Origin of the sequence: Mucilaginibacter polytrichastri, from assembly GCF_001911425.1 — a bacterium.
GTDB lineage: Bacteria > Bacteroidota > Bacteroidia > Sphingobacteriales > Sphingobacteriaceae > Mucilaginibacter > Mucilaginibacter polytrichastri.
The window spans coordinates 4958409-4971490 of record NZ_MPPL01000001.1 but is presented as its reverse complement, the minus strand read 5'-3'; the positions used below and the strand labels follow the sequence as shown (position 1 = coordinate 4971490).

Below are 13082 nucleotides of genomic sequence, written 5' to 3'. Positions count from 1 at the left end.
AAGATTCTTCCTTCGTCAGAAGGACAAGTGTTTGAATAAACAAGAAGACCCGGCTTATGGCCGGGTCTTCTTGTTTTATAATCCATCCTTAATTATTGTACCTGGAAAGTATTGCTAAAGCTGGTACCATCGGGGTATGCGCCGGTAATAATAACCATGCCGTTGCGGGTATTGGTTATGGCCTTGTCAATATCGGCTACACCGTTTATTGGCTGTTTGTTAATACTGGTAATTACAGAACCTACCGGTATATCGGTTTCGTCAAAGAAACCACCAGAGCGTACCTGGGTTACCACTACGCCACTGTTTACGTGCAGTTTGGTTTTTTCTTGCGGGCTAAGCGGTTTAAAGCTTGCACCCAATTTGTTATACAATTCTTCGGCAGATTTTGAACGGGCCGCTACACGGTTGGCAGCACCCGGCTCGCCTTTAAGCGTTACGGCAATTTCTTTTGTTCCACCATCGCGTAATACGGTTAGTTTTACTTTGTCGCCAGGTTGTAAGCGGCCTACGCGCTCTTGCAGGTCAGACGATTCATAAATGGTGGTGCCATCTACTTTGGTTATGATATCACCTTTACGGATACCTGCTTGTTCTGCGCCGCCACCAGCAACCAGTTCACTTACATATAAACCATTGGTGGTTTTAATATTCAGTCTCTCGGCAGCATCTTCATTCAGCTCCTGGAAACTTACGCCAATATAACCACGTTTTACGCTGCCATATTTTTCAATATCATCCAATACTTTTTTGGCCAGGTTAATCGGGATGGCAAAACCATAACCCTCATATGAGCCTGTATGTGATGCAATGGCCGAATTAATACCAATTAACTCGCCTTTGGTGTTTACTAAGGCACCGCCGCTGTTGCCCGGGTTGATGGCAGCATCTGTTTGGATAAATGATTCTATCGCTTTGTTAACCTTAGGCACATTCGGTTGGTTACGGGTTGGCCCAAACGGACTTTGATTGTCGTCATCGCTGTTATCTTCGCTGCCAATAATGCCGATGTTACGGCCTTTAGCGCTGATGATACCTGCAGTAACGGTTGATGTTAAGTTGAAGGGATTACCTACAGCTAATACCCATTCGCCCACGCGTGCATCGTCAGAGTTGCCAAATTTTACAATTGGCAGGTTAGTGGCCGTAATCTTAATCAGTGCCAGGTCTGTATTGGGGTCGGTACCAATCACTTTGGCCTGGTAGGTGCGGTGGTCATTTAAGGCCACGGTAATTTTATCAGCCTTTTCTACCACGTGGTTATTAGTTACAATATAACCATCGGGCGAAATTATTACGCCTGAACCTGACGCCATTTGCGGCTGTGACGAACGCGGACGGGCACGCTGGCCAAACATTTGGCCAAACAGATCTTCCATTTGCTGGTCACGGCCGCCGTTGCTTGCAGAGGCGGCATAAGTAGTACGAATATAAACCACAGCTGGCGTTACTGCTGCTGCAGCTTGTGTAAAATCAACTTCCCCGGCCGACGATGTAATGGCGGCTGATTTGTTGCTGGCGAAATAAACTTTTTGGCGATCTTCGAAACTCATGCTGTTTTGAGCCTTGTTTTCAAATACCTTATAGGTACCGAGCGCCATTGCCCCGCCAACAAAGGCGGTTAACAATGTTAAACCTATCTTTCTCATATATAATTTTTACTTACTTTATTTGTTGTGAAACTAAATAGTCAAATTTAATACCATTAAGACGGTATGAACAATAAGAAGTTATTCGCAAATTTGTTAAAAAATGTTAAAATGGGCTTATGGGTCAAACAGCTTAATATGAAGCAAGTTTGGCGCAGCTATTGCAACATTACTTATTTTAATATCCAAAGTGAAATTACAATTCTATAAATACCAGGGGGCCGGTAATGATTTTATACTGGTTGATAATCGTGAAAACACGGTAAATCATCATAATCCGGCTTTTGTGGCCCGGTTGTGCGACCGTCGCTTTGGCGTTGGAGGTGATGGTGCTATGTTTTTAGAGAACGAACCCGGGTATGATTTTAAGATGGTATACTATAATGCAGATGGCCAGCCCAGCAGTATGTGCGGTAACGGCGGCCGTTGTATCGTAGCCTTTGCCCAATACCTGAATGTAATTGACACCGAAACCAACTTTTTGGCAGTAGATGGCCCGCATTATGCCAAAATTGCAGCAAGCGGCGATTGGGTAAGCCTGCAAATGATAGACGTGGAGGATATTAACCGCGATGCCGAAGCCTATGTTCTAGACACCGGTTCGCCGCATTATGTGCAGCTAACCACGGGCTTAAAAGAAAAAGACGTTTATCACGAAGGTTATGCCATCCGCAATAATGCAACCTACGCCGAAAAGGGCATCAATGTAAATTTTGTTGAAGCTGCCGATAACGGCGGTTACTTTGTACGCACCTTTGAGCGCGGTGTAGAAGACGAAACGTATGCCTGCGGTACCGGTGTTACAGCAGTTGCCTTAGCAATGGCCAAACATAACGGCCAAACAGGTACCATTAGCACACCTATTAAAGTTTTGGGCGGAGATTTAAACATTCGCTTTAATAACGATGGCAGGCACTTTACCAACATCTTTTTAGAAGGCCCGGCTGTAAAAGTATTTGAAGGAGAGATTACTTTAGATTAATTAGGAGTAACTGCCTGAATACTTGCGGATAAGTGGAGAAATAATATTTCATCAAGCGATGAAATTAGTACTTTTACTACCGGCGTAATTTTCTGCGCTTAACCTAATGCGCTCATTTATTTCGGTTTTATTATTAGCAGGTTGTTTGGCTTTTGCATTACCAGCCCGTGCACAACTGGGCAGTTTGGGTAAGCCGGTTGTTAATGAAACATTTGGTGCAGGCTCTGAACCCGGGAAGGCATTGGATGCGGGTGTTACCAACATGAAATTTACTCCAAGCTCATGTCCGGACGATGAATTTTACACTATTACTAATTCAACGGGAGGGTGCTTTAACAGTAGCTGGCAAGTAATTCACAGCGATCATACAGGTGACCCTAACGGATACTTTATGTTAATTAATGCATCAATAACCCCCAGTGTGTTTTACACTAAAACAATAGCAGGAAGTAATTTTTGCCCCAATACACCTTACCTGTTTAATGCCTATATAATGAATGTATTGAGGGCTTTACCCCAAACTAATGGTTTTATAGAGCCTAATATCACATTTCGCATTTTAGATAAAGATAGGAACGCATTAGCTACGTATAATACTATGCCAATACCGTCACAATTCAATAACCAGTGGATGCCATACGGGGTCACATTTACTTCGCCGGCATCGGGCGATATTATTATTGAAATGCGCAATAATGCCCCTGGTGGTAATGGAAATGATCTTGCATTGGATGATATTACCTTTAGCCCTTACGGCCCCGTTATAGAAACAGGTTTTGCAAGTGTTGGCAACACTGCATCCCAAAGCAAATGTGCCGGCGACCCGGTAAATTACACGCTAATTGCCAGCCAGAACGGTTACACAACGCCAACCTATCAATGGCAATTAAATAAGAATGATGGTAATGGGTGGAATAATATAGCAGGACAAACTGCCGCGAAACTCACTGTGGATATGCCCAATGCCGCCGCAGGAATCTATCAGTACCGCATTGGAGTATTGGATGGTACAAAAACGTCGTCCAATTGCATTATTTATTCTGATCCGCTTACCATCAACGTATATGCTTATCCTGCAAATACGCTGGCGTCAACTGCCGCTATCTGCGTGGGGGTTGCCCTTGCAGTTAAGTGCTACTGGTGGCGATACTTATGACTGGACTGCGCCGAACGGCACTCATTATCCGGGCCCAAATCCAACAATTACTCCAGCTGCTATTGTAAGCGATGGCGGCATCTACCATTTAACAATAACCACCAATGGCTGCCCAACTTTTACAAGTACTACCGTTACCGTTTACCAACCCGCAACGATAGACCCAATAACGCAACCAGCACCTGTTTGCGAAGGCGGCAGTGTACAATTGATGGCACATGCACTTAACACTACCCATTATAAATGGAGCCCGTCAGCAGGGCTGGATCATGATGATATTGCCAACCCCGTTGCAACGCCGGCTATAACTACTACCTATACGCTTACCGTAAGTAACGACGGTTGTAGTGCCCCGGTACCGCCGGCTTCGGTTACTGTTACTGTTTTGAAAAACCCGGTAGCTAATGCCGGGAAAACCATTAAAATATTTGCGGGCCAAGCCGTAAAGCTAAACGGAACAGCGCAGGGTGACGGTGTAAGTCATTTTTGGACATCAGCGGATTGGACATCGCCGTATTTCCTTGATGATCCAACTTCTTTAACACCAATAGCCAAGCCGCCTCAAGATATCACTTACAGGCTCCTTGTCAAATCTGCTGTGGGTTGCGGTATCAGCACCAGTGATGTTTTTGTAAGGGTTTATCAACAGTTAACCATACCCAATGCGTTTTCGCCCAATGGAGACGGAACTAACGATAAATGGGACATCAAAAATATTGAAACTTACCCCAATGCTTTGGTCCGTGTATTTAACCGCTATGGCCAGCAGGTATTTCAAAGCAGGGGCTACGGCATTCCGTGGGATGGTACTTTTAATGGCGCACTACTGCCTGTGGGTACCTATTATTATATAATAGACTTACAGGAGGATGATTTGCCGAAACAATCTGGCTGGGTGTTTATTGCCAGGTAAAAACAAGCGATCGCCTTGCAACTATTAACTAATAAATTCAGCAATAGGGTAATAAAATTTCGGAACGTCAACATTTAGGTGTTTATTAACACTGTTGGCAAAAATAATGGCTCAAATGCTTTTAGTTGCTACATTTTCTAACTACGTTTGAATTTTTTCTTTACTGTAGCTTCAATAAATTTTTTACCAAATTTATGTTGCGCGTAGACAGTACCAAACCCTGCCAGATTATTTACTCCCTCGCCAGGCACGAGTACCTGTCTTATGTAATAGAGCCGCACATTGTGCAGCTTAACCCCAATGGCGAATTTTCGCTTACCTACCAGCGTCTTTTTTCTAATACGGCATCAGAGTTTAGCAGTTGCTTAAACGAAAGCGATTTTAAGCTGATTAAAGTTTTAGAGGACATTGAGCAGGGCAACATTATCAAAAAATATTATAAGAAACCCATCCGCCCGTACGAGTTTTTCAGTAAGGTGTTTAACGAGCAATTGTTCGATGTTATTCGCCCGAAGATTGAGAAGAAAATGGCCGAGGTGTTTAATTCGGTGCGTGATAAGGAAATTTACCTGATGAGTAAAGAAGGCTACCCGGCCGGCCGCAAGCTTAATATTGCCACAGAAGCTGCTACCATTCTGTTCCATTTTAAACGTAATGAAACCGAGATTAGGTATTATCCAACCATTAAGTACCAGAACATGCGCATTGAGTTTATGTTTAAAGGTGCCGAAATAGTTTGTAACCAACCAGCCTGGCTGCTGCTGGATGACACATTATATTACTTCGAAAAAGATATTGAGGGCAAAAAACTACTGCCGTTTTTAAATAAGCGGTTCATCGCTATTCCGCGTACATCCGAGCAATCGTATATGGAGCGTTTTGTAGCGCCGCTTATTGAGAAGCACCATGTACACGCCGAAGGCTTCACCATTAATACCGAAAAGTACGATGCCGTGCCCATGCTGAAACCAATTATTGTAGATGGCGGCACATCGCAGCTGCAGCTGTATTTCAGATATGCCGGCTATATTTTCCCTTACGGGGATGGCAGGCAGGTTTCGGTTAGGATAGAACATCATGATGATGATTACCTGTTTCATCGCATTAAACGTTCTGTTACCTGGGAGAAAGGCAAGCTACAAATTCTGGAAAATATGGGCCTTAAACCGGCATCGTCCCTGTTTCAAAACCTGGAGGTTGATATGGGCGACGACGGCGACCGCGCTTTTTCTGTACTGGAATGGCTTAACCAGCACCACGACGAGCTGCAGGCCGAAGGTTTTATTATAGAGCAGCCCGAAGGTAACAAGCGCTACCTGTTTGGCAGCAGCAAAATAGATTTGCAGGTAAGCGAGCGTAACGACTGGTTCGATATTTATGCCGTGGTATATTTCGGCCCATACCAGATTCCGTTTATCGAGCTGCGTAACCACATCCTGAACCGGAAGAAGGAATTTATGCTGCCTTCGGGCGAGATAGCAGTGATTCCCGAAAAATGGTTTTCGCAATACAGCAACCTGCTCCATTTTAGCGATGGCAACCAGGAACTGAAATTAAAGAAACATCACATCGGCCTCATCAATGAATTGGCCGAAGGCGAGCTGGCCAGCATTACCATGAGCCGCAAGCTGCAAAAGCTAACAGATTTTGATGATCTGGAAGATATCCCGATGCCGGAGAACTTTAACGGAAGCTTGCGCAGTTACCAAAAAGCAGGTTATAATTGGTTCCATTTTTTAAAGAAATTCCATTTTGGCGGCTGTTTGGCCGATGATATGGGTTTGGGTAAAACCATCCAGACCTTAGCCCTATTGCAAAAAAATAAAGAAGAGGCTGAAGCCAACGGTACCAAAAGCACTTCGCTGCTAATTATGCCCACATCGCTGATCTATAACTGGATTAACGAGGCTAAAAAGTTTACGCCCCAGTTGAGGCTAATGGTGCATACCGGTAACTTTCGTTATAAACATGCCGAGGTTTTTGCCAATTATGATGTAGTAGTTACCACCTACGGTGTTAGCCGGATAGATATAGAGCTGTTGAAAGATTTTGTGTTCGATTACACGATATTGGATGAGAGCCAGAACATTAAAAACCCCTCATCAAAATCATACCAGGCGGTTAAGCAGTTAAAGTCGCGCTTTAAACTGATATTGAGCGGTACCCCGGTAGAGAATTCGGTAAATGATTTATGGACGCAGATGTCGTTCATTAATCCGGGGTTATTAGGTAGTCAGAAATATTTCCTGGATGAGTTTGTTACCCCGATAGAAAAGAAAAAAGACGAAGACAAGGCCCATAAGCTGCAAATACTAATAAAGCCCTTTGTACTTCGCCGTACCAAAGAGCAGGTGGCCACCGAGCTGCCACCTAAAACCGAGCATCTGTTTTATTGCCAGATGAGTGACGAACAGGCCGAGGTTTACGAAAAGGTAAAATCAGAATACCGGAACGAATTGCTGCAAGGCCTGGAGGCCGGTACGTTTGTGCAAAGCCAGATCCAGGTATTGCAGGGCTTAACCAAGCTGCGGCAAATTGCTAACCATCCGTCTATGATAGATGAGGCTTACGAGGGCGACTCTGGTAAGTTTGAGGATGTGGTACATACCCTCACCAACGTGCTCGAAGCCGGGCATAAGGTGCTGATCTTTTCCCAGTTTGTTAAGCAGCTGAGCATTTACCGCGATTATCTGGATAAGCAGGATATTAGCTATGCGTATCTCGACGGCAGTACCCAAAACCGGGGCGATGTGGTTAAGAATTTCCAGGAGGATGAAAAAACGAGTGTATTCCTGATTTCGATAAAAGCAGGTGGGGTAGGGCTTAACCTTACCAGTGCCGACTATGTGTTCATCCTCGACCCGTGGTGGAACCCGGCTATTGAACAGCAGGCCATTGACCGTACGCACCGTATTGGCCAGACAAAGAATATCTTCATCTATAAATTTATTACTAAAGATACGGTAGAGGAAAAAATACTGGCCTTACAACAACGCAAGCTCAGCGTAGCCCGCGCACTCATCACCACCGAAGAAAGCTTTATTAAAACGCTTACTGCCGATGATATCAGGGAGATATTAAAGTAAGAAATCTTAGTTACCTCTCCTCTTTTCATTCTGGGCTTTGGCAATAGTTACACACTCGCGCGTTTGTGAACGCGTGCATTGGTTGGGCATTTGTAATGCCTCAACATTAATAGTGGGAGAAACAAATTCCCCAATTCCTCAACCTTTTCCCCGGTATTTCTTTCAAAGAAATATTCCCCACTCGTAAAAAGGGCCTCAAAACCTATTTAAAAGCCTTATTTAAGATTTGTATGCCATCGGTACAGCTTTTGCCTTATCCTACACATCAAACGTTAATTAAAACTTAAATATCATGAATACATCAATCGTAATCGCAGGCATCGTAGCACAAGCAGCACCATTGTTCTTAGTGGTAAAAACTATCGCAGCTAAATTCAATAACTAATCATATTTCTATAACGAATCCTAACCCTAAATATCATGAACACATCAATCATAATCGCAGGTATCGTAGCACAAGCAGCACCATTGTTCTTAGTAGTAAAAACTATCGCAGCGAGGTTCAATAACTAATTATATTTCTATAACCAACCCTAACCTTAAATATCATGAACACATCAATCGTAATTGCAGGTATCGTAGCACAGGCAGCACCACTGTTCTTAGTAGTAAAAACTATCGCAGCAAGGTTTAATAACTAAGCTTGTCTGCATATACTTAACTTCTACTTTATTCAGTATCTGCCAGACTAAGCAGAAATTATTAGTCCATTTCTAATATTGTTTCAATTAGTGAAGCGAAATATACATGCCTCGCCTCAGCATGGCACTGTTCTCCGGAGATCTGCTTGTTTTCTAATCTCAAGCAGATTAGCGAATTAAATCACAAAATCTATTACCGGTTAATATGTCTGTCTCTTGATTCTTTTCTTCGGCAGCGATTAAACATCTTGCCCGGTTATTTGTATAATGATAACCTCAAATCATTTTTTATGAAAAAGTTATTACTTCTTACCTTGTTTATTGCAGGTAGCTTAATGGGTTTTGCCCAAAGTAAAGTGCTATGCTGTGGTAACCCGAGCGCTACGCAGCAGTTTGCTATGCTGGCCTCCAATAAAAACTTCAGGATGGCGCACCTTAACCCATCAAAAATTCATTTCCAAAGTAGTATTGGCGAAGTAATTACTTATAAAACAGCAGATGGCAAAGAGGCTTCGGCCTATATGCTGAAAGCAAAAAAGGCAACCAATAATTACCTGTTAGTTATCCACGAATGGTGGGGCCTGAATGATTTTGTGAAAAAAGAATCGGAGAAGTTATACAACGATATTGGCAATGTGAACGTAATTGCCCTCGATTTGTACGATGGCAAAATTGCCACCACCCGGGAAGAGGCTGGCAAATTTATGCAGGGCGTAAAAGATGACAGGGCACAGGCCATTATTAACGGTGCTATAGCTTATGCCGGTCCCAGGGCACATATTGCCACTTTAGGCTGGTGCTTTGGTGGTGGCTGGAGCTTGCAAAGCAGCTTGTTGGCTGGCAACCAGGCGGTGGCTTGTGTAATGTATTATGGCATGCCCGAGCAGGATGTGGCCAAACTAAAAACCTTGCATACCGATGTGCTGGGTAACTTTGCCAACAAAGACCAATGGATAAACCCCAAAGTGGTTGCCAAATTTGGCGACGATATGAAAGCCGCAGGCAAAAAACTATACGTACACCAATACGATGCCGACCACGGTTTTGCCAACCCAAGCAGCCCTATTTATGATAGCAATGCTACCAAAGAAGCATACGGTTATACATTAGCTTTTTTGAAGGCCCGTTTAAAATAGTGTCATAAAAAATATTGAACAGGTAGAGCAGGCCCTGGGCTTGCTCTATTTTTGTAACATTGTACCAAATTTAAGCAGTTGACCCGCGTCGCAAAAAAATTATTCTCTTACCTCATCAAGGCTACTATAGTTATACTGGCGTTTGGTTTTATTTATCATAAGGTAAGTAATAATGCCAATTTAACCCAGTTTCGCAGATTAACGGGGGCATTAAACCGCGAGCAGGTTATTTTTGTGTTGATACTGGTATTGCTGCTTATGCTGCTTAACTGGTTTTTGGAGTCGCTTAAATGGCGTTATCTTACCCGTGTATTATCGCCCATCAGTATTTATCGCGCGGTCGAGTCTGTTTTTTGCGGCTTAACCCTAGCCATATTTACACCAAATCGCCTGGGCGAATATGGTGGCCGCGTAATGTTTTTACCGCCACGTAAACGCATTCATGGGGTTTTCTCTATGGCGGTAGGTTCGCTGGGCCAAATGGTTATCACCAATGTACTGGGTATTATCGCTTTGCTGTGGTTTGGTTACACCTTTCTGCACATGCAGATCTGGCTTTACCTGGCTGCTGTGTTTTCGGGCATGCTGGTAATTACGCTTTTGCTGGTGTTTTTCTTTAATGTAAGCTGGCTGGTATCAGTGCTTAATAGTGTGAGGTTTCTTAAAAAATATCATCGTTTTTTTGATATTATGGACCGCTATCACGTAACCGAGCTTAACCGGATTATGCTTTTTTGCCTGGCCCGGTTTGCGGTATTTACTTTTCAGTATTACCTGGTGCTGCACCTGCTGGTACCGCAAATGCCTGCATTTGCTATGGTAATGATGGTGCTGATCTTGTTTTTTATCCAATCTATCTTGCCCTCGTTAGATTTGCTTGATGTTGGGGTGCGCAGCGTAACAGCCACTATGTTTTTTGCCTATATTACAGATCAGCAAGTGGCTGTAATTGCGGCGGTATCATCCATATGGTTTATCAATTTAATTGTTCCGGCCATATTAGGTTCTATATTTGTTTTTAAAATGAAGTTCTTTTGATCGCCTTATACATTTGTATTTCTTTGCTGCTAACCGGTTTTTATCTGTTGGTTTTGCTCTATCTAATCAGGGGCTGGGCGCTTATAAAAAAGCCTAAACTTAGCCACGAACCGTTCAAAACCAAAGTCACCATACTGATAGCCGCCCGTAACGAGGCAGATAACATCGCAGAAACCATTGACGATTTGTTGGCGCAGGATTACCCGCACCAGCTAACCGAGATTATCATTGTAGACGATCACTCTACCGATAATACTGCCGGTATTATATTAAGCTATGCCGATAGGGGGGTAAAGTTGCTACAATTGAAGGCAGATCAGGCGCTTAATTCTTATAAAAAGAAAGCCATTTCTGAAGCCATAGCCCGGTCTACCGGCGATTTACTGGTTGCTACCGATGCCGATTGCCGTATGGGAAGCCAATGGCTGTCAACCGTTGTAGGATATTACGAAACTTATAACCCGGTTATGATCTCTTCGCCGGTTACCTATTTTCGCGAGCAATCTTTTTTCGAGCGCTTGCAAACCCTGGAGTTCTCTTTTCTTATCGGTATTGGCGCAGCTTTTATTGGCAATGGCAGGGCATCAACCTGTAACGGGGCAAACCTTGCTTACCGTAAGGATGTATTTTATGAAGTGGGCGGCTTTAAAGGTATTGACGACCTGGCATCGGGCGATGACGAGTTGTTGCTGCAAAAAGTGGCCTTGCAGTATCCCGGCCGTATTGGGTTTTTAAAAGATACACGGGCTATAGTATACACCTATGCCAAACCAAACCTCGAAGCTTTTTTACAGCAAAGGCGTAGGTGGGCATCAAAATCAACCCGGTACAAGGATAAAAAGGTGGTTGCGCTGGCGGTTGGTATCTGGCTGTTTAATGCCTTATTGCTGGTTAGCCTGGTTGGCGGATTTTTTTGCGCAGTGCTTTTTAAACTATTTTTGGCAGAACTGGTGTGTAAATTACTGTTTGAAGCCATATTTTTAGGCTCTGTTACATCTTTCTTTAAAAGAAAATCTCTTATTAAACTGGTTTTGCTATTATCCCCCATTCATATATTTTATGTAGTTTACGTAGGCTTTATGGGTAATACACGCAAGTATGCCTGGAAAGGGCGTTTGGTTAGATAATTAATCTAACTGATAAATGAAAAACTCTTCTGCTTACAACAATTAATTTTCTATTTTAGACGTGATTGCTAATATTTAATGGAATACGCGGATCAAAATTCGGGCGAAGATGAGTTAATAAGATTGCTGCTTAAACGGCAGTCTGAATTGAACTCACTTTTAGAAGTTACCCGGGCTATTAATAAAAATACGTCCACACCTGTACTTATCCAAATGCTCGAGGTAATTTTAAAAAATTACCTGCAGGTTGGTAAGCTCCGTTTTTTGATAGAAAAAAGCGGAACATTTGTATGTGTATCAAAGTATGGCGGCGAAATAGAAAATGCAGGTGCGCTCATCAAATCGTGCCAAAAGCTGGGCAAAGTAAAATCGCCTATGATACTAACCGGGCATCGCGACCCGATTTTAAGTGAATATTATTATTTTATCCCGTTTCATCATAAAAATAAGCCATTAGCCTACGCCCTCATTGGCGATTTTAATACTTCGGGCGACATGGTAAGCAATGACCTTAACTTTATTCAAACGCTTATCAATGTAATTGTGGTAGCGCTGGAGAATAAGAAACTGTTTCGCGAGCGATTACAAACCGAGCGTTTTCACCGCGAAATGGAACTGGCTGTTGAGGTGCAAAATATGCTGATCCCACTAAGGCTGCATAAAGATAAAGCGGTGGAGATTGGCGCTAAATACCTGCCTCACCAGGATATCGGCGGCGATTATTTTGATTTTATCCGCCTTAACGATCACGAATTTTTATGGTGCATTGCAGATGTATCCGGCAAAGGTATTTCGGCAGCCTTGCTGATGGCCAACTTTCAGGCTAGTTTACGTGCCTGGGCCACAGTAGAGAACGATTTGAGCACAGTGGTTGAAAGGTTAAACAAAATTGTGATCCGCAATACCAAAGGCGAACGCTTTATTACCATGTTTATAGCTAAGTATAACGAGGAAACCCGTACGCTCAACTATATTAACGCAGGCCACAACCCGCCTATATTATATGCAGACGGTACTGCTACCTCACTAAACCTGGGTACCACTATGCTGGGCGTGTTTGATAGCCTGCCCTTTATAAACCAGGGCGAAGTTGAAGTAAAGCCGGCATCGCTGGTGTTTAATTATACCGACGGCCTGATGGATTACGAACTGCGTAATAATACCCATTGGAAAGATGAGCAATTGGTAGAGTTTGTAATTAACAACGGGCATTTAAATCCCGATAGGTTTAACCAAACCATTATGGACCACCTTAACCTGGTGATTAAGGGGAAAGCCATTGACGATATTACCCTGCTAACCCTGCGGATTTTTTAAAGAAAAATCATTCCTAAATTCTGATATTTGCCCCGGG

General features: G+C 43.3%; 9 protein-coding genes. 8 read left to right on the top strand and 1 reads right to left on the bottom strand.

The annotated features are described in order from the left end of the window. Window positions 1–92: 92 nt before the first annotated feature. Window positions 93–1649: a trypsin-like peptidase domain-containing protein gene (locus RG47T_RS21380; protein ID WP_074491554.1), complete on the bottom strand. Its 1557-nt coding sequence runs from the start codon at window positions 1647–1649 to the stop codon at window positions 93–95. 190 nt (window positions 1650–1839) lie between these two features. Here RG47T_RS21380 and dapF point away from each other — a divergent pair, with 190 nt between their 5' ends. The 8 genes from dapF (at window position 1840) to RG47T_RS21340 (ending at window position 13045) form a co-directional block, all read left to right on the top strand. After that, window positions 1840–2631, top strand: coding sequence for a diaminopimelate epimerase (dapF, locus tag RG47T_RS21375; protein ID WP_074491551.1), 792 nt, complete (start codon window positions 1840–1842; stop codon window positions 2629–2631). 106 nt (window positions 2632–2737) lie between these two features. Further along, the gene (locus RG47T_RS26870; RefSeq protein WP_074491549.1) at window positions 2738–3787 is read left to right on the top strand and encodes a hypothetical protein; all 1050 of its coding nucleotides are present in this window, start codon (window positions 2738–2740) and stop codon (window positions 3785–3787) included. Continuing rightward, on the top strand, window positions 3696–4700 hold the full coding sequence (locus RG47T_RS21365; protein ID WP_171972577.1) for a T9SS type B sorting domain-containing protein: 1005 nt from the start codon (window positions 3696–3698) through the stop codon (window positions 4698–4700). Before RG47T_RS26870 ends, RG47T_RS21365 begins: the two co-directional genes overlap by 92 nt. A gap of 194 nt (window positions 4701–4894) precedes the next feature. Further along, window positions 4895–7786: a DEAD/DEAH box helicase gene (locus tag RG47T_RS21360; protein ID WP_074491544.1), complete on the top strand. Its 2892-nt coding sequence runs from the start codon at window positions 4895–4897 to the stop codon at window positions 7784–7786. 931 nt (window positions 7787–8717) lie between these two features. Beyond that, window positions 8718–9563, top strand: coding sequence for a dienelactone hydrolase family protein (locus tag RG47T_RS21355; protein ID WP_074491542.1), 846 nt, complete (start codon window positions 8718–8720; stop codon window positions 9561–9563). 78 nt (window positions 9564–9641) lie between these two features. Then, complete coding sequence (locus RG47T_RS21350; RefSeq protein ID WP_074491540.1) at window positions 9642–10601, top strand: lysylphosphatidylglycerol synthase domain-containing protein; 960 nt, start codon at window positions 9642–9644, stop codon at window positions 10599–10601. Beyond that, window positions 10598–11728, top strand: a complete 1131-nt coding sequence (locus tag RG47T_RS21345) for a glycosyltransferase family 2 protein (RefSeq protein WP_074491538.1) — start codon at window positions 10598–10600, stop codon at window positions 11726–11728. The genes RG47T_RS21350 and RG47T_RS21345 overlap by 4 nt, the downstream gene beginning before the upstream one ends. A gap of 78 nt (window positions 11729–11806) precedes the next feature. Continuing rightward, window positions 11807–13045 carry a PP2C family protein-serine/threonine phosphatase gene (locus RG47T_RS21340; protein ID WP_074491536.1) on the top strand — a complete coding sequence of 413 codons (1239 nt, stop codon included), beginning with the start codon at window positions 11807–11809 and terminating at the stop codon, window positions 13043–13045. The last annotated feature ends 37 nt before the right edge of the window (window positions 13046–13082 follow it).